Source organism: Pseudomonas sp. SCB32 (assembly GCF_009189165.1).
Lineage (GTDB): Bacteria > Pseudomonadota > Gammaproteobacteria > Pseudomonadales > Pseudomonadaceae > Pseudomonas.
Genome location: NZ_CP045118.1, coordinates 228,867 through 254,265, shown reverse-complemented (window position 1 = coordinate 254,265; position 25,399 = coordinate 228,867). Strand labels below are relative to the sequence as shown.

General features: G+C 66.2%; 27 protein-coding genes. 9 read left to right on the top strand and 18 right to left on the bottom strand.

The genetic code is table 11. The features are described 5' to 3' along the window. Window positions 1-57: 57 nt before the first annotated feature. Genes GA645_RS01225 through GA645_RS01195 form a run of 7 tightly spaced genes read right to left on the bottom strand, consistent with a single transcriptional unit; the run spans window position 58 to window position 6,339 of the window. Window positions 58-2,154, bottom strand: a complete 2,097-nt coding sequence (locus GA645_RS01225) for a flagellar biosynthesis protein FlhA (protein ID WP_152219188.1) — start codon at window positions 2,152-2,154, stop codon at window positions 58-60. A 2-nt stretch (window positions 2,155-2,156) separates the two neighbouring features. Continuing rightward, entirely contained in the window at window positions 2,157-3,290 is a 1,134-nt protein-coding gene (gene flhB / locus GA645_RS01220; protein WP_152219186.1) for a flagellar biosynthesis protein FlhB, read from the bottom strand. Beyond that, on the bottom strand, window positions 3,283-4,083 hold the full coding sequence (gene fliR / locus GA645_RS01215) for a flagellar biosynthetic protein FliR (protein ID WP_152219184.1): 801 nt from the start codon (window positions 4,081-4,083) through the stop codon (window positions 3,283-3,285). The genes flhB and fliR overlap by 8 nt, the downstream gene beginning before the upstream one ends. 4 nt (window positions 4,084-4,087) lie before the next feature. Beyond that, window positions 4,088-4,360 carry a flagellar biosynthetic protein FliQ gene (locus GA645_RS01210; protein WP_152219183.1) on the bottom strand — a complete coding sequence of 91 codons (273 nt, stop codon included), beginning with the start codon at window positions 4,358-4,360 and terminating at the stop codon, window positions 4,088-4,090. 19 nt (window positions 4,361-4,379) lie between these two features. Beyond that, window positions 4,380-5,132 (bottom strand): flagellar type III secretion system pore protein FliP, encoded by a 753-nt coding sequence (fliP, locus tag GA645_RS01205; protein ID WP_152219182.1) that lies wholly within the window; start codon window positions 5,130-5,132, stop codon window positions 4,380-4,382. Further along, window positions 5,132-5,503: a flagellar motor switch protein FliN gene (locus tag GA645_RS01200; RefSeq protein ID WP_152219181.1), complete on the bottom strand. Its 372-nt coding sequence runs from the start codon at window positions 5,501-5,503 to the stop codon at window positions 5,132-5,134. Before GA645_RS01200 ends, fliP begins: the two co-directional genes overlap by 1 nt. After that, window positions 5,500-6,339: a flagellar motor switch protein FliM gene (locus GA645_RS01195; protein WP_152219180.1), complete on the bottom strand. Its 840-nt coding sequence runs from the start codon at window positions 6,337-6,339 to the stop codon at window positions 5,500-5,502. The genes GA645_RS01200 and GA645_RS01195 overlap by 4 nt, the downstream gene beginning before the upstream one ends. A gap of 473 nt (window positions 6,340-6,812) precedes the next feature. Between GA645_RS01195 and GA645_RS01190 the strand changes: the two genes are divergently transcribed. The 9 genes from GA645_RS01190 to flgN all read left to right on the top strand — a co-directional run bounded on the left by GA645_RS01190 (window position 6,813) and on the right by flgN (window position 14,659). Next, the gene (locus tag GA645_RS01190; protein WP_178119603.1) at window positions 6,813-8,192 is read left to right on the top strand and encodes a sigma-54 dependent transcriptional regulator; all 1,380 of its coding nucleotides are present in this window, start codon (window positions 6,813-6,815) and stop codon (window positions 8,190-8,192) included. A gap of 25 nt (window positions 8,193-8,217) precedes the next feature. Beyond that, window positions 8,218-8,553, top strand: coding sequence for a flagellar hook-basal body complex protein FliE (locus GA645_RS01185; RefSeq protein WP_152219178.1), 336 nt, complete (start codon window positions 8,218-8,220; stop codon window positions 8,551-8,553). A gap of 9 nt (window positions 8,554-8,562) precedes the next feature. After that, window positions 8,563-10,260 (top strand): flagellar basal-body MS-ring/collar protein FliF, encoded by a 1,698-nt coding sequence (fliF, locus tag GA645_RS01180; protein WP_152219177.1) that lies wholly within the window; start codon window positions 8,563-8,565, stop codon window positions 10,258-10,260. Beyond that, complete coding sequence (locus GA645_RS01175) at window positions 10,238-11,278, top strand: FliG C-terminal domain-containing protein (protein ID WP_152219176.1); 1,041 nt, start codon at window positions 10,238-10,240, stop codon at window positions 11,276-11,278. The genes fliF and GA645_RS01175 overlap by 23 nt, the downstream gene beginning before the upstream one ends. A gap of 6 nt (window positions 11,279-11,284) precedes the next feature. Next, a complete protein-coding gene (fliH, locus tag GA645_RS01170; protein ID WP_152219174.1) occupies window positions 11,285-11,983 on the top strand; it encodes a flagellar assembly protein FliH in 699 nt (232 codons plus the stop codon). 1 nt (window position 11,984) lies between these two features. Then, window positions 11,985-13,316, top strand: coding sequence for a flagellar protein export ATPase FliI (gene fliI, locus GA645_RS01165; protein ID WP_152219172.1), 1,332 nt, complete (start codon window positions 11,985-11,987; stop codon window positions 13,314-13,316). Continuing rightward, a complete protein-coding gene (locus GA645_RS01160) occupies window positions 13,316-13,738 on the top strand; it encodes a flagellar FliJ family protein (protein ID WP_152219171.1) in 423 nt (140 codons plus the stop codon). Before fliI ends, GA645_RS01160 begins: the two co-directional genes overlap by 1 nt. Window positions 13,739-13,934: 196 nt before the next feature. Then, window positions 13,935-14,219, top strand: coding sequence for a flagellar biosynthesis anti-sigma factor FlgM (gene flgM / locus GA645_RS01155; RefSeq protein ID WP_152219168.1), 285 nt, complete (start codon window positions 13,935-13,937; stop codon window positions 14,217-14,219). After that, window positions 14,216-14,659, top strand: coding sequence for a flagellar protein FlgN (gene flgN, locus GA645_RS01150; protein ID WP_152219165.1), 444 nt, complete (start codon window positions 14,216-14,218; stop codon window positions 14,657-14,659). Before flgM ends, flgN begins: the two co-directional genes overlap by 4 nt. 559 nt (window positions 14,660-15,218) lie before the next feature. Here flgN and GA645_RS01145 read toward each other — a convergent pair. The 11 genes from GA645_RS01145 to flgC form a co-directional block, all read right to left on the bottom strand. Continuing rightward, a complete protein-coding gene (locus GA645_RS01145; protein WP_152219163.1) occupies window positions 15,219-16,265 on the bottom strand; it encodes a hypothetical protein in 1,047 nt (348 codons plus the stop codon). 139 nt (window positions 16,266-16,404) lie between these two features. Further along, window positions 16,405-17,319, bottom strand: coding sequence for a flagellar hook-associated protein FlgL (gene flgL, locus GA645_RS01140; RefSeq protein ID WP_152219161.1), 915 nt, complete (start codon window positions 17,317-17,319; stop codon window positions 16,405-16,407). 23 nt (window positions 17,320-17,342) lie between these two features. Next, on the bottom strand, window positions 17,343-18,710 hold the full coding sequence (gene flgK, locus GA645_RS01135) for a flagellar hook-associated protein FlgK (RefSeq protein WP_152219159.1): 1,368 nt from the start codon (window positions 18,708-18,710) through the stop codon (window positions 17,343-17,345). After that, window positions 18,707-19,747 (bottom strand): lytic transglycosylase domain-containing protein, encoded by a 1,041-nt coding sequence (locus GA645_RS01130; RefSeq protein WP_152219157.1) that lies wholly within the window; start codon window positions 19,745-19,747, stop codon window positions 18,707-18,709. The genes flgK and GA645_RS01130 overlap by 4 nt, the downstream gene beginning before the upstream one ends. Then, a complete protein-coding gene (locus tag GA645_RS01125) occupies window positions 19,747-20,850 on the bottom strand; it encodes a flagellar basal body P-ring protein FlgI (RefSeq protein WP_152219155.1) in 1,104 nt (367 codons plus the stop codon). The genes GA645_RS01130 and GA645_RS01125 overlap by 1 nt, the downstream gene beginning before the upstream one ends. Window positions 20,851-20,865: 15 nt before the next feature. Continuing rightward, window positions 20,866-21,528 (bottom strand): flagellar basal body L-ring protein FlgH, encoded by a 663-nt coding sequence (gene flgH, locus GA645_RS01120; protein WP_152219154.1) that lies wholly within the window; start codon window positions 21,526-21,528, stop codon window positions 20,866-20,868. A gap of 2 nt (window positions 21,529-21,530) precedes the next feature. Beyond that, window positions 21,531-22,316: a flagellar basal-body rod protein FlgG gene (gene flgG, locus GA645_RS01115; RefSeq protein ID WP_152219152.1), complete on the bottom strand. Its 786-nt coding sequence runs from the start codon at window positions 22,314-22,316 to the stop codon at window positions 21,531-21,533. A gap of 27 nt (window positions 22,317-22,343) precedes the next feature. Continuing rightward, complete coding sequence (locus tag GA645_RS01110) at window positions 22,344-23,072, bottom strand: flagellar basal body rod protein FlgF (protein ID WP_152219150.1); 729 nt, start codon at window positions 23,070-23,072, stop codon at window positions 22,344-22,346. 9 nt (window positions 23,073-23,081) lie between these two features. Beyond that, entirely contained in the window at window positions 23,082-24,269 is a 1,188-nt protein-coding gene (gene flgE / locus GA645_RS01105) for a flagellar hook protein FlgE (RefSeq protein ID WP_152219148.1), read from the bottom strand. Between the two features lie 36 nt (window positions 24,270-24,305). Then, complete coding sequence (locus tag GA645_RS01100; protein ID WP_152219146.1) at window positions 24,306-24,968, bottom strand: flagellar hook capping FlgD N-terminal domain-containing protein; 663 nt, start codon at window positions 24,966-24,968, stop codon at window positions 24,306-24,308. After that, on the bottom strand, window positions 24,968-25,396 hold the full coding sequence (flgC, locus tag GA645_RS01095; protein WP_152219143.1) for a flagellar basal body rod protein FlgC: 429 nt from the start codon (window positions 25,394-25,396) through the stop codon (window positions 24,968-24,970). The genes GA645_RS01100 and flgC overlap by 1 nt, the downstream gene beginning before the upstream one ends. Between the last annotated feature and the right edge of the window lie 3 nt (window positions 25,397-25,399).

The window sequence follows — 25,399 nt, the reverse complement described above, 5'->3', positions numbered from 1 at the left end:
GGTGAGGGGAAGCCTTCGCGCCGAGCTCTCAGAAAAATACCCGTTTCGAAAGGTCCATCACCCCAGCGTCCCCAGAATCTGCACCCCTACCCGCTCCGGAATCTCGTTCTGCGACAGCACGTGCAGCCCCGGGCTGAATACTCTTGCATAACGAGCGAGCAGCGGTCGCAGCTGCGGCATCACGGTAAGGATCGGCGGGTGGCCTTCCTTGCGCAGTTTCTCCTTCACCACCGGCATGCTGTGCTGCAGCTGGTTGAGCAGGCTGGGTTCCACCGGAATGTTGTCCAGGCTCACCGGACCAGCCTGCTGGGCGATGCTCAGGGCACCGAGCAGGGTGTTCTCCAGTGCGTTCTCCAGCACGAACACGGTCAGCTCCGTGCGGTCGCCGGCAATCGAGGAAACGATGCTGCGGCGCAGCGCGTAGCGCACGTCGGAGGCCAGCAGCACGGGGTCCTTGGTGGTCTCGCCGCCTTCGAGCAGGGCGCTGGCGATGGTGACGATGTCCTTCAGCGGCACTTCTTCCTGCAGCAGCTGGCGGAACACCCGGTGCTGCTGCGAGTAGGTCAGCTGCGCCTTCAGCGATTCGGCCAGCTTGGGCGCCTGCAGGGTCAGGCGCTGCATCAGGTGCTCGACGTCGTCGTGCTTGAAGATGTCCGGCAGGTGCTCGCGCACCACCTTGTTCAGGTGCGTGGCGACTACGCTGGCGCAGTCGATCACCTGGTAGCCCAGGTTCAGCGCGCGGGACTTGTCCGCCGGCAGGATCCACACCACCTGCATGCGGTACGCCGGGTCGACGCCGAGGATGCCGTCGATCTCGCCGTAGAGCTCCGGTGAGGGAATCGCCATCAGCCGGTCGGCGTGGATTTCCGCGCCGTCGATGCGCTCACCGTTGATGTGGATGGCGTACTGCGAGGCCTTCAGGCGCAGGCTGTCACGGATCTGCACTTCCGGCAGGAGGAAGCCGAGGTTCTCCGAGAGCGTCTGGCGCACCCCGCGAATACGCTGCGGCAGCGGTGCGCCGCTGGCCTCGTTGACCAGGCTGACCAGCTTGTAGCCCAGCGAGATCGACAGCCGCTCAACCAGCGGAATGTCCTCCCAGCCCAGTTGCTGCGCGCGCTCCTGGTCCATCGCCTGCGTCAGTGCCTGGGTCTGCTCCAGCGTCTGCGCCTCGATGGGCGGGCCAGCCAGCGACAGGCGCCAGGCGATGAAGGCCACCAGCGCGGCAAAGGCGAAGAAGGCGATATGCGGCATGCCCGGCACCAGGCCGAGCACCACCAGGATGCCGGCGACGGTGTAGAGCAGCGACGGCGAGGCCAGCATCTGCTTGCGCACCAGGCTGGTGATTTCCGCCGACTCGTTGACCCGCGTGACGATGATCGCCGCCGCGGTGGACAGCAGCAGCGCCGGGATCTGCGCCACCAGGCCGTCGCCGATGGTCAGCAGGGCGTAGCGCTGGAAGGCCTGGGCCGCCGGCAGGTCGTAGAGGAACACGCCGATGGCCAGGCCGCCGAACAAGTTGATCAGCAGGATCAGGATGCCGGCGATGGCATCGCCGCGGACGAACTTCGAGGCGCCGTCCATCGCGCCATAGAAGTCGGCTTCCTTGGCCACCTCCGAACGGCGGCGCTTGGCCTCGTTCTGGTCGATCAGGCCGGCGTTGAGGTCGGCGTCGATGGCCATCTGCTTGCCGGGCAGCGCGTCCAGGGTGAAGCGCGCGGTCACCTCGGAGATCCGCTCGCCGCCCTTGGTGATGACCATGAAGTTGATGATCATCAGGATCACGAAGACGATCAGGCCGACGATGAAGTTGCCGCCGATCACCACGTGGCCGAACGCTTCGATCACCTTGCCCGCCGCGCCCGTGCCGGTGTGGCCGTCGAGCAGCACCACGCGGGTGGAGGCGACGTTCAGGGTCAGGCGCAGCAGCGTGGTGACCAGTACCACGGTGGGCAGCAAGGAAAAATCCAGCGGACTCTTCGACGACACGCTGACCAGCAGCACCAGGATCGCCACGACGATGTTGAAGGTGAACAGGGCGTCCAGTACCAGCGGCGGCAGGGGCAGGATGATCATCGAGAGGATCGACAGGATGATCAGCGGGATGCCGATGCGGCCGCTCTGGAAGGTCGGCAATAGTGACTGCAGTAAGCGCATGGTCAGACTCTGTTCAGCAGTTCTTCGGGGATAGGGATGTTCCTGATCAGCTCGGGGCGTTCGCGGCGCCCGGAGCGCCAGGCCTTGAGCTGGAGGATGTAGGTCAGAACGTGGGCCACGGCCTTGTACAGCTGCGCCGGAATCTGCTGATTCACCTGGGTGGTGGCGTAGATGGCGCGGGCCAGCGGCGGCAGTTCGAGTACTTCCAGGTCATGGGCCTTGGCCATCTTGCGGATGTACAGCGCGGTCTCGTCCAGGCCCTTGGCGACCACGTAGGGCGCCTGCGCCTTCTTCGGGTCGTAGCGCAGCGCCACGGCAAAGTGCACCGGGTTCACGATCACCACGTCGGCGGTCTTGATCACCTTGTTGATCTGCCGTTGCACCAGCTGGCGCTGCAACTGGCGGATGCGAGCCTTCACCTCGGGGCGGCCTTCCTGATTCTTGTGCTCCTCCTTGCGCTCCTGCTTGGTCATGCGCAGCTTCTTCTTGAAGAAGAAGTACTGGATCGGGATGTCGATCAGCGAGAACAGGATGAACACCACCAGCAGCGACAGGGTGATGTCGTAGAAAGTACCGAAGGCCGCGCCAATCGAGCCCTGCACGTCGCCGCGCTGCAATGCCAGCAGACCGGGAAGCGCGGCGTGCAGCTGGTACAGGGCGACAGCGATCAGCACCGCGATCTTCAGCAGCGACTTGGCCAGCTCCGTCCAGTTCTGCATCGAGAAGATGCGGCCCAGGCCGGTGATCGGATTGAGTTTGGACAGCTTGGGCATGAAGTTCTTGCTGGAAAAGATCCAGCCGCCGGGAATCATCGAGAACAGCACCACCAGCAACGGCGTGACCAGCAGCGGCAGCAGCGTGGTGATGAACAGCACGATGTGATGGCCGAGTACCAGCGGCAGGTCGTCCAGGCCGATCTCGCTGTGCCGCAAATCGATGAAGGACAGCGCGAAGCCTTCCTTCAGCCCGTCGTAGAAATGCAGCACGCAGACCTTCAGGGCAATCAAGGTGCCCAGCAGCGAAAGCGTGGTGGAGAGGTCCTTGGAGCGGCTGACCTGGCCGTCCTTGCGGCTCTTCTTGAGCTTCTGCTGGGAGGCCTCTTCCGTTTTTTCCTGGGCGCTGTGCTGGTCAGCCATGGCGCCCCTCGCGGAAGATCACGCCGATTGCATCGAGCAGCTGGCGGGTGAGCTTGAGGTAGTTTTCGGGGATATCCGGCAGGGTCAGCCAGATGCACATCAGCCCCGCCAGCACCGCCATGGGGAAGCCCAGGGAGAACAGGTTGAGCGCTGGCGAAATGCGGTTGAGCAAGCCGAAGCAGAACTGCACCAGGGTCATGCAGAACACCACCGGCAGGGTGATCAGCACGGCGGCGGCGAAGACCCAGGCGAGGCTGCCCACCACCGACTCCAGCCCCAGGTAGTGCAGGCCGCTGCCCACCGGCCAGTAGATGAAACTCTGGTAGAGGATGCTCACCACCAGCAGGTGCCCGTCGATGGAGAGGAACAGGAACACCAGCAGGATGAAGTACAGCTGGTAGAGGATCGAGGACGACGACACGCCGTTCATGGGGTCGTTGTACACCGCCATGCTCAGGCCGAGCTGGGTGGAGATCACGTCGCCCACCAGGGTGAACACGGTGAACACCAGCATCAGCGAGAGCCCCAGCATCAGGCCGAAGGCGATCTGCTCCAGCGCCACCAGCAGGCCCTGCGCGGACAGCGGGTCGATGGCCGGCGGACGCGGCAGCGCGGCGCCCAGGGCGACGGTCAGCGCGAGACCCAGGAGGATGCGCAGGCGCATGGGGATCGCCTTGTGGCTGAAGATCGGCGCCAGGCCGAACACCGCCATGATCCGGCAGAAGGGCCACCACCAGGCCTGCAGCGTTTGCAGGTAGTCGAAGGCCTGGAGGATGGATGTGCCGTGCTGCATGGCGTCAGCCGACCAGCCGGCCCGCCTGCTCGAACGACTGGATGAACAGTTCGGAGAGGGTGCGCAGGATCCAGTGCCCGGCGAACACCAGCATCCCCAGGGTGATCAGCAGGCGCGGCAGGAAGCTGAGCATCTGTTCGTTGATCTGCGTGGCCGCCTGGAAAATGCTGATCAGCAGGCCGCCGACCAGGCTCGGCAGGATCAGCACGCAGACGATCAGCGCGGTGATGTGCACGGCGTTGGAGACGATATCGACGGCGCTTTCCGGGGTGAGCATGGTGTTCTCCGAAAGGCCGCTAGAACGGCTGCACGCTGCTGGTCAGCGTGCCCATCATCAGGGCCCAGCCGTCCACCAGCACAAAGATCATCAGCTTGAACGGCAGCGAGATCATCATTGGCGAGAGCATCATCATGCCCATTGCCATCAGCACGCTCGCCACCACCAGGTCGATCACCAGGAACGGGATGAAAATCATGAAGCCCAGCTGGAACGCGGTCTTCAGCTCGCTGAGCACGAAGGACGGCAGCAGCAGGGAGAAGTCCAGGTCTTCCAGTTTCTCCGGCAGGGTTTCACCGGCGAGCGAGACCATGGTTTCCAGCGAGGTACGATTGGTCTGCGCGAGCATGAAGCGGCTCAGCGTCTGCTTGGCGTGGCCCAGGCCGTCTTCCAGGCTGATCTGGTCGGCCTCGAAGGGCTGGTAGGCGTTGGCGTAGATGTCCTGCCAGACCGGGCGCATCACCAGCAGCGTCATGATCAGGGCGATACCCACCAGCACGTTGTTCGGCGGGCTCTGCTGCAGGCCGATGGCCTGGCGCAGGATCGCCAGCACGATGACGAAGCGGGTGAAGCAGGTCATCAGCATGAGCATCGCCGGGAGGAAGCCCAGCAGTGTCATGACGATGAGGATCTGCAGCTTGACGCTGAAGGCCTGGCCGTCCGCCGTGTCGTGGAGATTGAACAGCGTGACCTCGCCGCCGGCCGCCTGCACATGGAGCGGGCAGAGCAGCAGGGTGAGAAGGCCAATCGCGGCCAGGACGCGGCTGAGCATCACGCAGTCAGGGCGTCGAGGCCGGCGCCGCACAGTTCGAGCACGCGCAGGCCGTAGTTGCCGTTCATGACGACCACCTCGGCCTTGGCGAACAGCGCGCCGTTGACCTTCACGTCCAGCGGCTCGCCGGCGAGCTTGTCGAGGATGATCACGCTATTGGCGTCGACATCCATCAGTTCCTTCAGGGAAATCTCCACCGAGGCGACTTCCAGGGTGACGTTCACCGGGATCTTGCCGAAGAAGCTCAGGTCCTGCTGCGGCAGCGGCGCGCGCATGGCTTCGGCGGGGATGTCGGAGGCGTCCTGGGTCAGGCTGAGGTCGCCGTCGTTGATCAGCGACTCGAACTCGGAGTCGGAGAGAGAACCGGTCATGGGTTTTTCACGCTTTCCAGGGAGGAGAGGAACAGGGTGCCGTCGTCTTCGAAGATGGCGCCGCGGAACAGCTTCTGCTGGTTGACGCGCACGTCGACGCGTTCCAGGGGACGGATCATCAGTACGTCGCCCGGTTCCAGGGCGAGCACCTGCGAGAGCGGCATGCGCGCGGCGGCGACCACGCAGTCCAGGCGCAGCGGCAGGTGCTTGATGTGCGCCACCGGGTTACCGGAGAGACGCGGCGACGGCGGACCGGCGAGCCGACGGGTGAGCTCGTCCGCCAGCGGGTTGTCCAGGTAGAGGTAGAGCGAGGAGCGTTCGCCGGTCAGGTGGCTGACATAGACGAACTCGGCGACGTACTCCCACTGCACTTCTTCGTAGGTGGGGTCGATCTGCTGCAGGCGGCCGACCGACTCGCCGGCCAGCAGGGCGCGGCCGAACAGGTCCACCACGTCGAGACCGAGGCGGTCGAGCATGCGCTGCTCGGAGCTGCTGATCGGCGGCGTATCGCGATTGGCGACAACCTTGCCGCCGTAATAACACTCGATGACTTCGGTGAGCAGGGCGCGGTCCATGGTGAAACCGAACTTGCCCAGCGGAGAATCGAACAGGCATTCCAGATCACGGGGAAGTTCCTCGTGAACAATCAGGCCATCCAGTTCTAGATTGATTCGATAATGCCGCAGGAAATAATCACTGATGATCCTCGGATACTTTCCGGAGACCTCTTTGATGTATTGCGGGATCTTGTGATAATGCCGGCCAAGTTTCTGTGGCTTGAGTCGAATCAGACTATCGGCGGGCACGCCATGGTGGACTTTTTGTTTGCCAGTCATGCTCAGCGTCGTACTTCAGGGTTCGATCTGCCATCTGCCCAGGGACACCAATGGTGTCACGACCGAGGAGATCGGCCGATCTTTGCGCGCGGCATGCTCTGTGGTTCGTCGAGCCCCGTGATTCAAGCGCTACGGGCTGCTGACATGGCGCAATGATAGCGACGCGGCATCGCCTGATTAAATCAATAGATATCAAATGCTGTTTTTGACGGAACTTTTTGTCTATTGAGCTTAATTAATCAGCGGGAAGCTATGGCGAAGTACTGGCACTTGCTAGTGTGGGCGGGTTAGTTACAGGTTGCTGCACTTCAATAGATGACGAAGTTGTTGCAATGCCCCCGTGAGACGCCCAGGGCAGAAATGAGTTCCGCAGTTCTCGACAAATAATTCGAGGCACGCTCGCGATTGAACGACTGACTGGCGTAGAACGCACTAGCGAATGGAAAGTTGCGGTGACCAGTTTAAGCCAGTCGATCGACCAGTTATGTGAAACGCTGCTCGAAGAGCCGCCTGCGCAGAAGAAAGTTGCGATCATCGGGCCATCCTCGGACGCCGCTCACGCTCTCCTTTTACAGGCACTGTTGGCCGAAGGCTGCCGTGTCGAGCGCTTCGCAAGCTTCGCCGAACTGGCCCGTGCACGCAGCGATGCCGCGCTGCTGTTCGTCCTCGCCGGCGCGTTCCCCGCACCCGATCTCTATGCCCAGGTCGGCGCCCTGCTCAGCGATGGCAGCGAGCGCGACCTGGTGCCCATCGTCGGCTATGACGAACAGGACAAGGCAGCCACCCTGCTCGACCTGGGCTGCGTCGACTACCTGCTCTCCCCCTTCGGCGCCGGCCAGCTCGCCGCGCTGCTGCGTCGACAGGAAGCCTCCAGCGCCGCCCAGGACCTGTTCGTCTCCCGCTCCCAGGCCGGCCGCCGCCTGCTGGCCATGGCCCAGCGTGTGGCGCAGACTCGCGCGCCGATCCTGGTCACCGGCGAAACAGGCACCGGCAAGGAGCTGCTGGCCCGCTACATCCATGGCATCGCCACCCCGGACGCGCCCTTCATCGCGGTGAACTGTGCGGCGATCCCCGAGGCGATGCTCGAATCCATCCTCTTCGGCCATGAACGCGGCGCCTTCACCGGCGCGGTGAATGTCCAGCCGGGCAAGTTCGAACTGGCCAACGGCGGCACCCTGCTGCTGGACGAAATCGGCGAACTGCCGCTGGCCCTGCAGGCCAAGTTGCTGCGCGTGCTGCAGGAGCAACGCGTGGAGCGCCTGGGCGGACGCCGCGAGATCGAGCTGGACGTGCGCATCATCGCCGCCACCAACCGCAACCTGCAGCTGGAAGTCGCCGAGGGCCGCTTCCGCGCCGACCTGATGTTCCGCCTCGACGTGCTGCCACTGCACATCTCGCCGCTGCGCGAGCGCAAGGAAGACGTGCTGCCGCTGGCGCGCCGCTTCATTCGCCAGTACGCGCCGCAGGACGCCGAGCACGACCTGCTCACCGAGGCCGCCGGCCGCGCGCTGTTGCAACACGACTGGCCGGGCAACGTGCGCGAGCTGGAGAACACCCTGCAGCGCGCCCTGGTACTGCGCAACGGCCTGTTCATCCAGCCCCGCGACCTGGGGCTGGCCGCGCCGGAAGTCCCTTTGGCCACCGTCGCCGCGGTCCTCCCGCTGGCTGCCGAAAGCGGCCGCGCCGCGCTGCGCGCCAGCGGCAAGCTCGCCGAGTACCAGCACGTGATCGACACCATCCGCCGCTTCGGCGGGCACAAGACCAAGGCCGCCGAAAGCCTGGGCATGACTACCCGCGCGCTGCGCTACCGGCTCAACGCGATGCGCGAGCAGGGCGTGCAGGTGCAGTTCTGATTTCGTTTCCCGGGGGAGACCTTCCATGAGTTCGATCATGCGGGTCCAGCAGGACATGCTGGAGCGGATGAACCGTTATGCGGAACTGGCGAGTGGCCCTGCCATCCAGCCCGCCGCGCAGCTTTCCGGCAATGCGCCGACCCAGGGCATCGGCGCCAGCTTCGAGCAGGCGCTGCGCTCGGTGGACGTCGAGCAGCACAAGGCCAGCGACGCCATGGCCGCCGTCGACAGCGGCAAGAGCGACGACCTGGTCGGCGCCATGATCCAGAGCCAGAAGGCCGGCGTGTCGTTCTCGGCGCTGCTGCAGGTGCGCAACAAGCTCACCGGCGCCTTCGACGAAATCATCCGCATGCCGCTCTAAGGATCAGCCGTGCTGCAGAACCTGAAAGAGCGCCTGCCGCTCGCCAAATTCAAGCTCGACCCGCGCCTGGGGTTGCTCGGCATCGCCCTGGGCGCCGCGCTGCTGGCGGCGGCGGTGGTCTTCTACCTATGGCGCGACCAGGGCGCCTACCGCCCCCTGTACGGCACCGGCGAAGCCTACCCGGCCGCCGATGTGATGCAGGTGCTCGACGCCGAATCCTTCGACTACCGCCTGCACCCGCAGAGCGGCCAGGTGCTGGTGCGCGAGGAAGACCTGGCGCGCGCCCGCATGCTGCTCGCGGCCAAGGGCGTGAAGGTCTCCATGCCGGCCGGCTATGAGCTGTTCGACAAGGACGAGCCGCTGGGCACCAGCCACTTCCTCCAGGACGTGCGCTTGAAGCGCAGCCTGGAAGGCGAGCTGGCCCGCACCATCATGGGCCTGAAGGGCATCGAGCAGGCGCGCGTGCACGTTGCCCGCGAGGACAGCAATTCCTTCGTGGTCGGCCGCCGCGATCCGGCCAAGGCCTCGGTGCTGCTGCAACTGGCGCCCGGCCAGCGGCTGAGCCCGGAACAGGTCGGCGCCATCGTCAACCTGATGGCCGGCAGCGTGCCGCAGCTCAAGCCCGAAGACGTCAGCGTGGTGGACCAGAACGGCGTGCTGCTCTCGCGCGGCATCAATGGCGCCGGCGGTCCCTCGCAGAACTGGCAGGCGGTGGACGAATACCAGCGCAAGGCGGTGGGCAATGTCGAGGAAGTCCTGGCGCCGGTACTGGGCCTGGGCAACTACCGCATCAGCGTCTCCGCCGACATCGACTTCAGCCAGAAGGAAGAAACCCAGCAGACCTACGGTGAGTCGCCGCGCCTGCGCAACGAAGTGCTGCGCAACGAGAGCACGCTGGACCAGCTCGCCCTCGGCGTGCCCGGCTCGCTGAGCAACCGTCCGCCGGAGGCGCCGCCTCAGCCGCCGCAAGGCCAGGCCAACGCACAGAACCCGACCCCGCCGGGCAACGGCAAGGTCGCCAGCACGGACAACAAGGGCGCCACCTCGACGCGCCAGGAAACCACCCGGCAGAACGATTTCGACCAGAGCGTCACCCACATCAAGTACCCGGCCTTCGCCCTGCGCCAGCAAAGCGTCGCGGTGGTGATCAACGCCGCGACCGCGCCCGAGGGTGGCTGGACCGACAAGGCCCGCGCCGACCTGGAGACCATGGTGAAGAGCGCCGTGGGCTTCAACGCCCAGCGCGGCGACCTGATCACCGTCAGCGTGTTCCCCTTCGCCGCCACGGCGGTGGAAGAGTCCTCCGCCAGCTGGTGGGAGAGCAGTGCCCTGCAGTCGCTGGTGCGCTACACCGTGCTCGGCCTGATCGCGCTGCTGTTCCTGCTGTTCGGCGTGCGCCCGGCAGTGCGTAGCCTGACCCAGCGCGCGCAGCCGTCGGCCACCGCCAGCGCACTGCCCGAGGGCAGCAGCGAGTACCCGCTGGCGCTGGACGCCGAGCGGCGCCTGGCGCTGGGCAGTGAAAGCGTCGGCGGGCTCAACGTGCTCGGCGAGCTGAACCCGCTCTCGGAAATCCGCCTGCCGGCGCCGGGCTCGGGCCTGGAACACCAGATCGAGCATCTGCAAATGCTGGCGAAGAACGACCCGGAACGGGTCTCGGAAGTGATCAAGCACTGGATTGGCCGCAATGACCGACACGAGCCTGCCTGAAGAAACGAAAAAGCGCGGCCCGCAGATGCGCGCCGTGAGCTCCCTGGAACAGGCCGCGATCCTCATGCTGAGCATGGGCGACGAAGCCTCCGCGGGCATCCTGCGCAACTTCAGCCGCGAGGAGATCGTCAGCATCAGCCAGGCGATGGCGCGGCTGTCCAACGTCAAGCAGAACACCGTCTCCGACGTCATCGGACGGTTCTTCGACGACTACAAGCTGCAGTCCAGCATCAAGGGCGCGTCGCGTTCCTACCTCGCCGGCATGCTCGGCAAGGCGCTGGGCAGCGACATCACGCGCAACCTGCTGGACAGCATCTATGGCGAGGAAATCCGCGCCAAGATGGCGCGCATGGAGTGGATCGACCCCAAGCAGTTCGCCGCGCTGATCGCCAAGGAGCACGCGCAGATGCAGGCGGTGTTCCTCGCCTTCCTGCCGCCGGGCATGGCCACCGACGTGCTCGAGGCGATGCCCGCCGAGCGCCAGGACGAGCTGCTGTTCCGCATCGCCAATCTGAGCGAGGTGAACAGCGACGTCATCGCGGAGCTTGAGCAACTGATCGACCGCAGCCTGCGCGTGCTCTCCACCCAGGGCTCGCAAGTGCGCGGGGTGAAGCAGGCGGCGGACATCATGAACCGCTTCAAGGGCGACCGTAACCAGATGTTCGAGCTGCTGCGCGCGCACAACGATTCGCTGGTGGAGAAGATCGAGGACGAGATGTACGACTTCTTCATCCTCTCCCGGCAGAACCAGGAAGTGCTGCAGACCTTGCTGGAAGTCATCCCGCTGGACGAGTGGGTGGTTGCCCTCAAGGGCGCCGAGCCCGAGCTGGTGCGCGCCATCCAGGGCGCCATGCCGAAGCGCCAGATGCAGCAGATGGAATCCATCAACCGCCGCCAGGGCCCGGTGCCGCTGAGCCGCGTGGAGCAGGTGCGCAAGGACATCATGGGCGTGGTGCGCGAGCTGGCCGCCGAGGGCGACCTGCAGGTGCAGCTGTTCCGCGAGCAGACGGTGGAGTAACCGGCCATGGCGATCAAAGTCATCAAGGCCGACAGCCGCGCCTGGCGCCCCTACCGCTTCCCGCCGCGCTGCGCCACCGCCAGCGGCGACAGCCATGGCTGGGACAGCGACCCGGCCGCCCGCCAACGCGCCATCTCCGAAGGCTTCCAGGAAGGCCTGGAGCGCGGCTACCAGGACGGCGTCGGCGAAGGCCGTGAAGCCGGCCTGCGCGAAGGCTTCGAAGCCGGTCGCCAGGATGGGCTGCGCAAGGGGCGCGAGGAAGGCCGCGCCGCCGGCCGCCAGGCATTCGATGAAGCCAGCGCTCCCCTGCAGGCCGCCGTCGACGCCTTCAGCGACTACCACCAGGCGTTCCAGCGCGCGCGCCAGAAGGAGCTGCTGGAACTGGTGCAGAAGGTCGCGAAACAGGTCATCCGCGTCGAGCTGACGCTCAACCCCACGCAACTGCTGACACTGGCCGAGGAAGCGCTGGCCGCAATGCCGGGCGAACTGGGCGACGTGCAGATCCTGCTCAATCCGGAGGAATGCGCGCGCATCCGCGAGCTGAACCCCGAGCGCGCCGCCAAGTGGCGACTGGTGCCGGACGAGCGCCTGGCGCTGGGCGAGTGCCGCGTCGTCACCGCACAGGCCGAAGCCGACATCGGCTGCCAGCAGCGCCTGGACAGCTGCATGGACGCCCTGAGCGCGCACCTGCAGGACGAAGACTGAGATGGCCCTGGGCGACGGCTTCAAGCTCGAAGAGGCGCTGCGCTCGCTGGACTCGGTACAGTTGGCGCGGGTCAGCGGTCGCCTGGTGCGGGTGTCCGGCCTGTTGCTGGAAAGCCTGGGCTGCCGGCGCATGACCGGCCAGCGCTGCTACGTGGAAGTCGCCGACGGCGAGCGCCTGGAGGCGCAGGTAGTCGGCTTCAACCGTGACATCACCTACCTCATGCCTTTCAAGAAGCCCGTCGGCCTGACCTCAGGCTCGCGGGTCTTCCCGGCGCCGGACGAAGCCGTGCTGCACATCGATCATTCCTGGCTGGGGCGCGTGGTCAACGGCCTCGGCGAACCGCTGGACGGCCTCGGCAAGCTCGCCGGCCGCCACCCGCTGCCCACTGAGCTGCCGCAGGTGAACCCGCTGCGCCGGCGTCCGGTGTCCGAGCCGCTGGACGTTGGCGTGCGTGCCATCAATGGCCTGCTGACCCTGGGCAAGGGCCAGCGCGTGGGCCTGTTCGCCGGCAGCGGTGTGGGCAAGAGCGTGTTGCTGGGCATGATCACCCGGCAAACCAAGGCCGACGTGGTGGTGGTCGGGCTGATTGGCGAGCGCGGCCGCGAGGTGCAGGAATTCATCCTGCATTCCCTCGGCCCGGAAGGCCTGCAGAAGGCGGTCGTGGTGGTGGCCCCGGCCAACGAGTCGCCGCTGATGCGGCTGAAGGCCACCGAGCTATGCCACAGCATCGCCGCCTATTTCCGCGACCAGGGCAAGGACGTGCTGCTGCTGGTGGATTCCCTGACCCGCTACGCCATGGCCCAGCGCGAGATCGCCCTGGCCCTGGGCGAGCCGCCGGCCACCAAGGGCTATCCGCCGTCAGTATTCGGCATGCTCCCGGAGCTGGTGGAAAGCGCCGGCAACGGCGAAGGCGAGACCGGCAGCCTGAGCGCCATCTACACCGTGCTGGCCGAGGGCGACGACCACCAGGACCCGATCGTCGACTGCGCCCGCGCCATCCTCGACGGGCACATCGTGCTGTCGCGCCGGCTGGCGGACGTCGGTCATTACCCGGCCATCGACATCGGCGCCTCGGTCAGCCGCTGCATGAGCCAGGTGGCGGAGCCCGCACATCTGGCCGCCGCGCGGCAGTTCAAGGAATTCAGCGGCACCTATGAGCGCATCAAGGAGCTGATCCCGCTGGGCGGCTACACGCCGGGCATGGACGTGAAGACCGACCGCGCGGTGCAGCTGGCGCCCATGCTGGAGCGCTACCTGCGCCAGGAAACGGCCGACGGGGCGGAGCTGGGCAACAGCATCGCCACCCTGCAAAGCATCGTCGGCGGTCGCTGATGAAGGCGCAGATCGAGATGCTCGGGCGCCTTGCCGACGTGCGCGGCGGCAAGGTCCGCCAGCTGCTCGGGCGGGTGAATTACCAGCAGACCCTCTGCCAGCGCTACCGCAACAACATCACCGGCCTGGACCGCCTGTGCGGCTTCAGCGTGGCCACCAGCACGCCGCTGCAGCGGCACAACCAGCAGCAATACAAGGTCACCCTGCACAAGATGCTGCAGCTGCAGCGCCGCGAGCTGGAAGTGGCCGAACAGACCCTGGCGCGCATCCAGGGCGAGCTGCTGGCCGCGATGCGCAGCGAGAAGGTGCTGACCCAGGTGATCGAGGCCAAGGTCGGCCAGTGGCAGCTGCAGCTTGCGCAGCAGGAACAGAAAATCCAGGATGGCCTAGCCGCGCTGTCCTGGTGGCGGGGGCAGGCGTGAAAACGGCGGGTAACGCGTTCAGCGTTATGCGCCCTACGGGGAAACCCGCATCGGAGCCTCGGTCCGTAGGGTGCATAACCGCTTGCGGTTATCCGCCGACTCGAGCGGAACCTGCGCACGTGAAACACGGCATTTAAGTTTTCCTTCGCGGCGGTCGCCCTCTGGGGGAAAGCCCAGAACAAATTCGGATACCACCATGGAAATCACCCGGCAACTGGCCAGCTCCGCGCTGGCCACCAGCGAGTCCGCCAAGGCCGCGCGCAGCGAGCGCACCGCCCCGGTGGCCGAGACCAGCGCCAACGCGCCGGCACATGATTCGCTGCGCCTGGACGAGATGCAGGAAACCCTGCGCGCCATGCCCGACGTGGACCAGGACCGCGTCGCGGAAATCCGCCGCGCACTGATGAACGGCGAGCTGCAGAACGACACCCGCGTGCTCGCCACCAGTATCCTCTCCTACCATCGCGGCAGCGACGCATGACCCAGCGCGCGCGGTTGCTGCAGGTAATCGAGCAGGACATCCAGCAGGATGGCCGCGATTGCCTGGCGCTGCGCGACCGCCTGCAGGAGCTCTACCGCCACCTGCAGGCACGGGACAGCGCGCAGATCGAAGCGCTGAACCCGGAAATCCAGACCCTGCTCGACGCCATCGCCACCCGCGCCCAGCGGCGCAGCAAGGCCCTGCGCGCCTTCAGCCTGCCGCTGGATGCCGAGGGCATGCGCACGCTGCTCTCCAACTACACGCCGGCGCGCCGTGCGGACCTGCAGCAGGAGTGGCTGCAACTCGGCCAGCTCACCGCCCAGTGCAAGCGCCTCAACGAGCGCAACGGCAAACTGCTGGCGATGCACCACGACATCCTCAGCCAGCTCCTGGGCAACCCAGGCGAGCAGGCGGTGTATTCGGCGTACTCGGGGTACTGAGCCGCGGGGCATGGGCTGTTCCGTAGACCGCGCCTGTAGGAGTGGGATGCTCTTGTAGGGCGCATAACGCCTCAAGCGTTATCCACCGCTCTGGCTTTGGGTGTTTCTGCGCCGCTTCGGCACGTGCTGGGGCTTTTTGTTTCGCCCCCTCGGGCGAGTCACGTTTCTCAAACGTCGGATAGCCGCCCTCAAAAAAGTAACCAAAAGGGCTCGTCCCGACATCCGGGTCCTGACGGGACTCTGCGCGCCCCTGGGACTTTGGCTGCTTCATGCTGGATTGCACTTCGTAGGATGGCGTGGAGCGCAGCGATACCCATCACGGCGGATAGCGTTTGCGCCGGACTGCTCTTCGTAGGAGCGAGCTTGCTCGCGAACCGCCCAACGCCGATGCAGCCGGGAAATTTGTTCGCGAGCAAGAACCAGGCGTCCCCCTCGGTCCTACAGGCTGGCGGCGAGCATCTGCGCGCTCCTGTCTGCACAGATTCCACCGCGATGGATTTCGCGGACAAGGTCCGCTCCTACGCAGAGCGAGCCCTGCCCTGGCGCATGCAGTGGACAATCAGGCCAGCAAACTCACCACCGCAAACCGACTCAGGTTGGCCTGGGCCACCACGGTCTGCGCCGCCGCGCTGTAATGGGTGGCGCTGCGCCCCATGCGGTCGAGCATGGAGGCGGCGAAGGTGTGGGCCCACTCACGCTCGTCATCGCTGGCGTGGCGGTCGAGGAAGTCGCGGATGTCGTCCTGGCGATGGCGCAGCTGGTCGCGCAGGCCGCCAATGCGGTCCAGCGCGGAAACCACCGAGTCGAGCAACTGGCGCTGTTCGCGGAAGGCATCGGTCTTGATCTCGGTGGGGAACACCAGCAGGCCGTCCTCCTGGCTTTTCAGCCGGGTGTTCTTGCCCTTGGCGAACAGTTTGCCCTCGCCCTGCACCGCCAACTGCCCCTTGAGCTGCTGCCAGTCGGCCTCGGGGGCGGAGAATTTCAGCGCGCCGTCGCTGTCCAGTTCGGCGCGAATACCGGCCTGGCCGAGGGTGGCATTGAAGCGCCGGAGTACCTGCTCGGTGCTCATGCCGTCGTCCAGCACCACCGCTGCCGGCTCCGCGAGCTGACGTCCGGCGCTGAACAGCAGGGTTTCCTTGCCCGAGCGCTGGATGTCCTCCACCGACTCCAGGCCCTCAAGGCTGAAGCGACTGCGTACCGGCTCATTCAGGCGCAGCCGGAAGTTGGCGTCGAGGCTGCCGTCCGAGCGCTGGGCGCGCTGGTCCAGCAGTTCGTTGACCTGCCGAATGCCCTGGCGCACACCCTCGCGGTCCTGGGACTGCGGGGTGCTGAGCTCGCGGCCGAGGCTGAGCTTGAGGCTGCCGAGTCGGTCCTGCAGGTCGCCCAGGTAGCTGTCCGCGGACTGCATCGACGACAACTGCTGGTTGAGCTGCAGGTTGAAGCTGCCGCTCTTCTGCGCGCCACGTGCCGTCTGCGCGGCGTTCGCGGCCTTGTCCTCGCGCTGGCGCAGGCCATTCTGCCGCTCGCCGGGAGCGGAGGGGATGACGTCGCGGCGTTCGCGCGGATCGAAGACGGCCGCAGCCGGCAGTTGCTTGATGACCTTCATGGTGACCTCTGCACCGGATGGTGCGCTCACCCGGCAACGAGGCCGGGGGCGCTGGGTAAAAGGTAGGAAGATCCGGATCATGCGCCGCCTTTCAGCGTCCAGACCTCCATGCGGCGCGGCCCGGTCTTCCTACGTAAAACTACAGGCGGCTGAACAGCGACAGGTCGTTGAGCTTCAGGTAGGTCTTCTGCGTGGCCTGGAGCGCGAGCTGGTAGCTGTTCAGGTCGATGCTGGCGCCGGCGTAATCCAGCTGCGACAGCTCGCCATTGATCTTCTGGTTCACCAGCGAGACTTCCTCGTTGCTCGAATTGAGCATGGTCAGGGTGTTCTGCCGGCCGCCCAGTTCGGTGATGGCGCCCAACACGCCGTCGTGGCCGCGGTCGAGGCTGTCGACGGCCGCGGTGATCTGCGCTTGCACCGCCGGGTCTGTGGTGTCCAGCGCAGGGTCCTTGAGCAGCTTCACGGCAGCGTGCAGCTGGTTGAGGAAATCCATACCGCCGCCGAACACGCCCAGCGCGGTGACGTTCTCCTCCACCTGCACGCCGTTGGCTACGGCGACCTGGCGCGACTTGTCGTTGCCGGTGGCGACGTAGCTATCGGTGAGCGGCTCGTAGGTCACCGCGGCGGTGTCGCTCAAGGTGCCGGAGAACAGGTAGCGGCCCTCCTCGTCGCGCACGTTGACGAAGCTGACGATGGTCTTCTCGATGTTCTCCAGCTCGCCGGCCATGGCGTTGAGGTCCTTGGACGCATTCGAGCCGTTGGCCGCCCACAGCAACAGGTCGCGCACGTTGAGCATGGCGTCGGAGGTGGCCTGCAGGTTGGTCTCCTGGGTCGATAGATTGCTCGAGACGCTGCTGATGTTGGTGCGGTACTGCGCCAGGCTCGCCTCTTCGCGCTGGATGCGCAGCATGCGCACGCTGGCGATGGGATCGTCGGAAGGCTGGAGGATGCGCTTGCCGGTGGACATCTGCTGCATCAGCTTGCCCAGGGCCGCCGAACTGTTGTTCATCGAACCGCTCATCATTGCGGTGATCTGTGCGTTGGTAATCCGCATTCTGCTTTCCCTCGCGCAGGCCGTCAGAAGGCCGCAAGCATCGAGTCGAACAGCTCCTTGGCGGTGCTGATGACTTTCATGTTGGCCTGGTAGGCCTGCTGGTAGGTGATCAGGTTCACCGCTTCCTCGTCCAGGCTCACGGCGCTGACGCTGTCGCGCTGGGACTGGGCCTGGGCGGCGACGGTGGTGGCGGTCTTCTGGTCCGCCTGGTTCTGCCGGCTGGCGCTGGCGACCTTGCCGAGCAGGCCGGCGAAGGCGTCGTTGAGGGTCACCTGGCTGCCGCCGACGGTGATGGTCTGCCCCTTGAGGTCGAGCAGCGCCAGCAGGTTCACGTTGTTGCCGGTTTCACCCGCGGTGTCCGACAGCGCCAGCTCCTCGGGCTTCAGTCCGTTCACCGTGAGCATCGCCGTGGTGCTGCCGGCGTTGTAGGTCAACAGCGCCTGGCCGGGATTGCCCTTGAGGTCGAAGCCCTTGGCCAGGGTGTCGTTGACCATCTGGGCGAACTGGCCCGCCATCTCGTGCAGGGCGTCCTGGTTCGGCCGCAGGGAGTCGTACTCGGTGTCGTACAGCGCGCCGAGGGCGCCACCCATGCCGTCCTGGGTCAACGGGAAACGGGTGCCGACGAAGGTCAGGGCGATTTCCTGTTCGCCGCTGGCGGTACGGTTGATCGCCAGCTGGCCGGCGGAGATACCGGCCACCAGCGGCTGGCCGTTGGCCAGGGAGACGGTGAGCGAGCCATCGGGCACTTCGTTGACGCGGATCGCGGCGTACTTCGAGAGATCCTGCACCAGGCTTTCGCGGTGGTCGCGCAGCGCGGTGGTGTCGCCGCCGGCAGAGCCGACTTCGACGATCTGCTTGTTCAATGCGGCGAGGTTGGTGGTCAGGCCATTCATTTCGCCGACCATGGACGCACGCTGTTCCTGCAGGGCGCGCAACTGGCTGTCGATGTTGCCGGACAGGCCGTTGAAGCGCTGGGCGAGGTTCTTGGTCTCGTTGATGATCTGCTGGCGCAGCGCGACCGAGCCGGGCGTGGCGGTGGCCTCGCTGAGCGCGGCGAAGAAGTTGTCCAGGCCGACGCTGATGCTCGAACCCTCGCCGCCCATCAGCCCCTCCAGTGCCGAGAGGTACTGCTGGCCGCTGTCGTAGTAGCTCTGCTCGGTGGTGGCGCGCCACAGCTGCTGGTTCTGGAAGTCGTTGGCCATGCGGCGGATGCTGGTCACCACCACGCCACCGCCGACGTTCAGGCCGCCCTCGCCGGCCAGCGAGGCGAGCACCGGGTTCAGCCGGCTGAAGCCGGGGGTATTGGCATTGGCGACGTTCTGGCCGGAGGTGGACAGGGCGATCTGCGCCGCACGCAGACCGCTGTAGCCGATCTGGCTCAACATACTCAAGACGCACTCTCCTTCGACTCGATGCGGATCGGCTGGGCGAACGCCGCCGAGGCCGGTCGGCCGGCAAATTCGGACTGTTGTCCCTGATAGGCGACGGAATCGGCGCCGCGCTTAAATCCCTCCTGCGGCGCGTACTTCAGGCCCGTCTCCGGCGACAGCCCGCTGCCGGGGATGCGCGCCGGCGCCTGGGCCTCGCGTACGCGGCGCAGTACGCCGAGGGTGTAGTCGCGGGTTTCCTCGAAGGGAATGCTGCGCACCCAGTCGGCCATGCCGATCTGCCCGCTGCGCGGGTCGCCATTGCTCTTGAGCCACTCGTCCACCTTGCCGGGGCCGGCGTTGTAGGCGGCCAGGGCGAGCACGTGCTGGCCGTCGTAGCGGTCGAGCATCTTGCCCAGGTAGGCGCTGCCCAGGGCCTTGTTGTAGGCCGGGTCGCTGGTCAGGCGCTGTTCGTCATAGGGCAGGCCGAGCTCGCCGGCGACTTCACGGGCGGTGTCGGGCATCAGCTGCATCAGACCGCGCGCGCCCTTGGGCGAGACGGCGGAAGCGTTACCGCCGGACTCCTGGCCGATCACGCTGTCCACCAGGGTGCGGAAGCCCGCCGTGCCCTGCTGCCAGGCATGGGCAAGACGGTCGACGCCGCGCTGCCAGCTATCCACCAGCGGGTTGCGGCTGGACACCGAAGGCCGGCGCAGCGCTTCGCCGTCGTCGGTTAGCGCCACCGCCTCGGCGGCATTGCCCGGCTCGCCGGAGAGCTGGCGCACCAGCAGGTCGGCGATGCCGGTCTGCTTGCGCGTGGCCAGGTGCTCGGCCAGCGCTTCGTCGTAGAAGTCACGCAGGGTGTCGAGGTCGCGGCTGCGCATCGGGCTGCCGGCGGAGAGCACGTCGCCGGCCTTGCGCATCTGCTTGAGGATCTGCTGCAGGAACATCGCCTCGAACTGCTCGGAGGCCGCCTGCAATTGCTCGCGACGGATCGCTTCGGGCGACTCGCCTGGCTGGCCGGTGGGCACGATGGGGCGGTTGAGCGAGGTGATGCTCATCAGATCACTACCAATTCTGCGTTCAACGCACCGGCCTGCTCCAGCGCCTGGAGGATGCTCATCACGTCGTCGGGGGTCGCGCCCAGGCTGTTCACCGTGTGGATGATGGTTTCCAGACTGGTGCCTTCGGGCCACTTGAACATCGGTTTCTTGTCCTGGCTGACCGAGACGTTCGACTGCGGCGTGACCGCCGTGGTGCCGTTGGAGAACGGCCCCGGCTGGCTGACCTGCGGGTTTTCGCTGATGGTCACGGTGAGGGTGCCGTGGGACACGGCGGCGGCCTTCACGCGCACGCCCTGGCCGACCACCACGGTGCCGGTGCGGCTGTTGAACACCACCTTGGGCCGGGTACGGCCTTCCTGCACCTCCATGCCTTCGAGCATGGCCATGAAGCTGGTGCGCTGGGCGCTGCTGACTGGCGCGCGCACCGAGACCTTGGTGCCGTCCAGCGCGGTGGCAGTACCAGAGCCGAAACGCGCATTGACTGCTTCCATGACCTTGGTCGCGGTCTGGAAGCTGGGTTTGCGCACGTTGAGCATGATGTCCGGGCGCTGGGTGAAGTCGCTGGGGATCATCCGTTCGACGGTCGCGCCATTGGGGATCAGGCCGCTGTTGGCGCTATTGATCGAGACGCTGGAGCCGCTCTGGCCCTGGGCATGCAGGCCGCCCACGACCAGGTTGCCCTGGGCCAGGGCATAGACTTCGCCGTCCACGCCCTGCAACGGCGTCATCAGCAGCAGGCCGCCGCGCAGGCTCTTGGCGTCGCCCAGCGAGGACACGGTGACATCCACCGTCTGCCCGGCGCTGTAGGACGGCGGCACGCTGGCGGTGACGCTCACGGCGGCGACGTTCTTCAGCTTGGGGTCGACGTTCGGCGGCAGGTTCACGCCGAACTGCTTGAGCATGTTGGCCACCGACTGGGTGGTGAACTTCACCTGGTTCTTGTCGCCGGTGCCGTCCAGTCCGACCACCAGGCCGTAGCCGATCAGCTGATTCTCGCGCACGCCCTCGATGTCCACGAGGTCCAGCAGCGGGATGGCCTGCGTCTGCGCCTGCCAGAACAGACACAGCATCGCCAGCAGGCGGGAAAGGGTTCTACGCATGGAATGCTCGCCTGCTTACATCGGGAACAGCGGGTGGGTGAAGAAGCGCGTCAGCCAGCCGGCCGAGTTGCTGTCGTTGAGCACGCCGCGCCCGGCGTAGGAGATCTTGGCATTGGCGACGTTCTGCGAGGACACCTGGTTGGAGCGGTTGATGTCGTCGAGGCGCACCAGGCCGGTCAAGCGGATGAACTCGTCGCCCTGGTTCAGGCGCAGGGACTTCTCGCCCTTCACCAGCAGCACGCCGCCGGGCAGAACCTTGTGCACGGTCACCGCGATGGAGCCGGTGAGGGTGTTCTGCTGCGAGCTCTTGGCCGCGCCGTTGAAGTTACGGTTGGCCGTGGCCGAGGAGTTCAGCTGGTCGTACTGCGAGTCCAGAATGGTCGGCGTCGGCACGCTGATGTCGGATTTCTTGCCGAAGCTGGTGCCCGCGCTCTTGCTCGACTGGGTGGCTTCGTTGAGCACCACGGTGACGATGTCGCCCACGCCGATGGCGCGCTTGTCGCGGATCAGCGAACCGCCGTTGCCGGAACGGTACAGCCCGCCGCTGGTGGTCGGCGGGAGGCTGTAGTCGAGTTCCGGCGGCTGGTAGAGCGAGGAGTCCTCGTCCGGCAGCATCTCGTTGAAGCTCTGGCAGCCGGCGAGCAGCGCCAGTGCGGCCAGCAGGGCGAGGCGCGTCATGGTCAGACCGTCTGGTTGAGGAACTGCTGCATGCCCGACGCGGCGTCGAGCACCTTGGCGTTGGCCTCGTAGGCGCGCTGGATGGCGATCATGTTCACCATGGCCTCCACCACCTGCACGTTGGAGCCTTCGAGCACGCCCTGCTTGATCGTGCCCAGGCCCTCCTCGCCCGGCGTGCCTTCCTGCGGCTCGCCGCTGGCGGCGGTCTCCTTGTAGAGGTTGCCACCCAAGGCCTCCAGGCCGGCCGGGTTGGTGAAGTGGACCAGGGTGATCTGGCCCAGCTCGGTGGGCAGGGTCTCGCCCGGCAGGATGGCGGTGACGATGCCGTCGCTGCCGACGGTGAAGCGGCTGGCACCGGACGGTACTTCGATGCTCGGCTTCAGCGGCAGGCCCTGGGCATTGACCACCATGCCCTCGTTGTTGAGCTGCAGCTGGCCGTTCTCGGTGTAGTAGGTGTCGCCGTTGGGCGCTTCGACCTGGAAGAAGCCGCTGCCGATGATCGCCAGGTCCATCGGCTGGCCGGTGGTCTGCATGCTGCCTTCGGTGAACACCTTCTGCGTGCCCACCACGCGCACGCCGCTGCCCAGCTGGATGCCGGAGGGTACGGTGTTGACCTGGTCAGCCTGGGCGCCCGGTTGCAGCTCGACCTGGTAGAACAGGTCCTCGAAGACCGCGCGGTCGCTCTTGAAGCCGACGGTATTCACGTTGGCCAGGTTGTTGGCCACGGTGGACATCGCGGTGTCCTGTGCCGCAAGGCCGGTCTTGCTGACCCAAAGTGCCGAACTCATCTCTCGCTCCTGCTATCGCGCCGCGGCTCAGCCGCCACGAATCAATCGGTCGCCCGCTTCGGCCAGATCCGAAGCGGCCTTCATCATCTTCACCTGGCTCTCGAACCGGCGGTTCAGGCTCATGGTGCCCACCAGCTGGTCGATGGCCGAGACGTTGCTCTGCTCCAGGTGGCCGGACACCAGGCGCACGTCCTCGCTGGTCGCCAGGTTCTGCCCGTTCTTGCTCACCAGCAGGCCCTGGGCGTTCTTCACCACCGAGGCGGCCGGCGCGTCCACCAGCTTGATGCGGTCGACATCGGTCATCAGGTAGTCGCCGCTCGGCATCACCGAGATCGTGCCGTCGCTGCCGATGGCGATGGCGTCGTATTCGGGCAGGGTGATCGGGCCGCCTTCGCCGAGCACAGGGCGGCCGTTGATCATCAGTTGGCGGTCGGCGTCGATCGTCAGATTGCCCTGGCGGGTGTAGGCCTCGCCGCCGGCGTTCTGCACGGCGATCAGGCCGGGGCCCTGGATGGCGAAATCGAGGTCACGCCCGGTGGCCACCAGGGTGCCGGGGGTCATGTCCACGCCGCTGCTCTCGATGCGTGCGAGGTGACGGCTGTCGTAGCCGGCGCCGCTCACGTTCACCGCCGTGGCGTGCTCCATGTCCGCGCGAAAGCCCGGAGTGTTGACGTTGGCGAGGTTGTTGGCGCGGATGTCCAGCGCAGACATGCTGCGACTGGCCGCGGTCATCGCGGTATAGCCGAGGCGATCCATGGAGTTTCCTTAGATGGCCTGGAACAGGACCTGGGTGAGTTCCTTGTCGGTGGTCATCACCTTGGTGTTCGCCTGGTAGTTGCGCTGGCCTTCCATGAGGCCCACCAGTTGCTGGGTGATGTCGACGTTGGAGCCTTCCAGGTTGCCGGCAGACAGCGAGCCGAACTGGCCGATGCCGGGCACGCCGATCAGCGCGGCGCCGGAGGCGGAAGTCTCGGTCCAGGCGGTGCCGCTCTGGTTCTGCAGGCCGCCGGCATTGACGAAGTTCGCCAGGGCGACCTGGCCCTGCAGCATGCGCTGGCCATTGCTGTAGTTGACGTAGACCTTGCCGTCGCTCTCCACCGCGATGCCAGTCTGCTCGCCGGCGGCGTAGCCGGTGGTGCGGTTGGTGGTGACCACGAAGTCCGAGCCGTACTGGCTGGTGCCGGTGTAGTCCAAGGCGATGTTCATCGGGTCGACGCCCGGCAGGTTGAAGCTCACCGGAACGGCGGCGATCGGCGAGGACAGCGAGCCGTTCGGCGCGAAGGTCAGCGCCTGGGCGCCGCCCACGGCGGTGCCATCGACGGCGTAGTGGGCATCCCAGGTGTTGGTGCCGGTCAGCACGAAGTACTGGGTCAGGGTGTGTTCCTTGCCCTGGGAGTCGTAGATCTTGCTGGTATAGGTGGAGTTGTAGGTGGCCACGTTCTGCGGGTCGAACGGACCGATGGCCGGCACCTTCTCGTTGGAGTCGAGGTTGGCGACGAACTCCAGCTTGTCGGTGGCCTTGGCCGGCAGGTTGGCGGTCTTCACCTGCAGGTCGGAGACGGTGCCCACCAACAGGTTGCCAGCGGCGTCGGTCGGGTAGCCCTGCAGGCGCTGGCCGGTCGCGTTGATCAGGTAGTTGCTCTTGTCCTGGCTGAACACGCCGGCGCGGGTGTACTGGGTGTCGCCGTTGCCGCTCTTGACCACGAAGAAGCCGCCGCCGGAGATGGCCAGGTCCAGGTTGCGGTTGGTGGACACCAGCGAGCCGCCCTGGCTGATGCTCTGGGTGGTGCCGGAGACTTCCACGCCCATGCCCTTGCCGTCGGCGTAGACGCTGGCGAATTCGGTGCGCGAGGACTTGAAGCCCACGGTGCCGGAGTTGGCGATGTTGTTGCTGATGGTATCCAGCTGCTGGGTGACGGCGTTCAGGCCGCTCAGGGCGATGTTGAAGCTCATGGTCTCAGCTCTTCCTCAATGGTGTGGAACAGGCGCTCAGGCGGCCTGGCCCTGACTGAATTCGACGATCTTGTAGAAGGGCACCTGCCCTGCACCCTGCACGTCCAGCACCGGGCCGTCGGCGCTGACGCGGACGTTGTTCACCAGCCCGGACACCTCGACGCCCGGCGTCTCGCCGCTGTCGGTCTTCACCGCCAGGCTGTACTTGCCAGGCTTCAGGCCCAGGGCCTGCGGGTCAATGGAGAACGGCACGGCGCCCGGCTCCTGCGGGCCGAGGGCGATGTCGGTGCGCACGCCATTGGCATCGGTGAGCTGCAGCACGGTAGTGGCCGAGGCGTGCGCCAGGGTGACCTGGCCGCTGACCTTGGCACCCTCCAACTGCAGGCTGTCGGCGCTGACCTTCACTTCCTGGCCCACCAGGCTGGCGGCGCTGAGGGTCTGCAGGTTGTCCATCAGCACCAGGTTGTTCTGCTGCAGGGTGGTCATGTTCTGCATGCTCTTCACCTGCGCCATGGCCGAGTACTGGTTGATGAACTCGGTGCTGTCCACCGGCTTGGTCGGGTCCTGGTACTGCACCTGGGCGACCAGCAGGGTGATGAAGCTGTTCTCCATGTCGGTGAGCTGGCCGAGGTTCACCGCCTGCTTGGGCGTGTCCGACGAGGTGCCGGTGGCGCGGGTGTCGTTGTTGACCGTGCTCATCAGGCGTCTCCCAGTTTCAGCAGGCTGGACTGCATGCTCTTGACCCGGTTGAGCACTTCCACGCCGGTCTCGAAGCTGCGGGTGGCGGACATCATGTCGGTCATCTCCTCGATCTCGTTGACGGCGGGGTAGTAGACGTAGCCGGTGGCGTCGGCCAGCGGGCTGCCCGGCTCGTAGCGGCGCTGCGGCGCGCGGCCGGAGGTGACCACGTCGAGCACCTGCACATGGGCGCCGCCCATGCCGGCGTCACGGGTGAGCCGGTCGTTCTCGTAGACGGCGGCGAACATCGGCTTGCGCGCCTGGTACACGGCCTCGGGGCTGTTGGCGGCGGAATCGGCGTTGGCCAGGTTGCTCGCTACGGTGTTCAGGCGCACGGTCTGCGCGTTCATCGACGAGCCGGCGATGCGGTAGATGGAATCGAATGCCATGGC

Bases quoted from the DNA above. Each gene is read 5' to 3' on its own strand.
- GA645_RS01225 (WP_152219188.1), bottom strand. From the start codon at position 2,154: ATGCGCTTACTGCAGTCACTATTGCCGACCTTCCAGAGCGGCCGCATC.
- flhB (WP_152219186.1), bottom strand. From the start codon at position 3,290: ATGGCTGACCAGCACAGCGCCCAGGAAAAAACGGAAGAGGCCTCCCAG.
- fliR (WP_152219184.1), bottom strand. From the start codon at position 4,083: ATGCAGCACGGCACATCCATCCTCCAGGCCTTCGACTACCTGCAAACG.
- GA645_RS01210 (WP_152219183.1), bottom strand. From the start codon at position 4,360: ATGCTCACCCCGGAAAGCGCCGTCGATATCGTCTCCAACGCCGTGCAC.
- fliP (WP_152219182.1), bottom strand. From the start codon at position 5,132: ATGCTCAGCCGCGTCCTGGCCGCGATTGGCCTTCTCACCCTGCTGCTC.
- GA645_RS01200 (WP_152219181.1), bottom strand. From the start codon at position 5,503: ATGACCGGTTCTCTCTCCGACTCCGAGTTCGAGTCGCTGATCAACGAC.
- GA645_RS01195 (WP_152219180.1), bottom strand. From the start codon at position 6,339: ATGACTGGCAAACAAAAAGTCCACCATGGCGTGCCCGCCGATAGTCTG.
- GA645_RS01185 (WP_152219178.1), top strand. From the start codon at position 8,218: ATGAGTTCGATCATGCGGGTCCAGCAGGACATGCTGGAGCGGATGAAC.
- GA645_RS01175 (WP_152219176.1), top strand. From the start codon at position 10,238: ATGACCGACACGAGCCTGCCTGAAGAAACGAAAAAGCGCGGCCCGCAG.
- fliH (WP_152219174.1), top strand. From the start codon at position 11,285: ATGGCGATCAAAGTCATCAAGGCCGACAGCCGCGCCTGGCGCCCCTAC.
- fliI (WP_152219172.1), top strand. From the start codon at position 11,985: ATGGCCCTGGGCGACGGCTTCAAGCTCGAAGAGGCGCTGCGCTCGCTG.
- GA645_RS01160 (WP_152219171.1), top strand. From the start codon at position 13,316: ATGAAGGCGCAGATCGAGATGCTCGGGCGCCTTGCCGACGTGCGCGGC.
- flgM (WP_152219168.1), top strand. From the start codon at position 13,935: ATGGAAATCACCCGGCAACTGGCCAGCTCCGCGCTGGCCACCAGCGAG.
- flgN (WP_152219165.1), top strand. From the start codon at position 14,216: ATGACCCAGCGCGCGCGGTTGCTGCAGGTAATCGAGCAGGACATCCAG.
- GA645_RS01145 (WP_152219163.1), bottom strand. From the start codon at position 16,265: ATGAAGGTCATCAAGCAACTGCCGGCTGCGGCCGTCTTCGATCCGCGC.
- flgL (WP_152219161.1), bottom strand. From the start codon at position 17,319: ATGCGGATTACCAACGCACAGATCACCGCAATGATGAGCGGTTCGATG.
- GA645_RS01130 (WP_152219157.1), bottom strand. From the start codon at position 19,747: ATGAGCATCACCTCGCTCAACCGCCCCATCGTGCCCACCGGCCAGCCA.
- GA645_RS01125 (WP_152219155.1), bottom strand. From the start codon at position 20,850: ATGCGTAGAACCCTTTCCCGCCTGCTGGCGATGCTGTGTCTGTTCTGG.
- flgH (WP_152219154.1), bottom strand. From the start codon at position 21,528: ATGACGCGCCTCGCCCTGCTGGCCGCACTGGCGCTGCTCGCCGGCTGC.
- flgG (WP_152219152.1), bottom strand. From the start codon at position 22,316: ATGAGTTCGGCACTTTGGGTCAGCAAGACCGGCCTTGCGGCACAGGAC.
- GA645_RS01110 (WP_152219150.1), bottom strand. From the start codon at position 23,072: ATGGATCGCCTCGGCTATACCGCGATGACCGCGGCCAGTCGCAGCATG.
- flgE (WP_152219148.1), bottom strand. From the start codon at position 24,269: ATGAGCTTCAACATCGCCCTGAGCGGCCTGAACGCCGTCACCCAGCAG.
- GA645_RS01100 (WP_152219146.1), bottom strand. From the start codon at position 24,968: ATGAGCACGGTCAACAACGACACCCGCGCCACCGGCACCTCGTCGGAC.
- flgC (WP_152219143.1), bottom strand. From the start codon at position 25,396: ATGGCATTCGATTCCATCTACCGCATCGCCGGCTCGTCGATGAACGCG.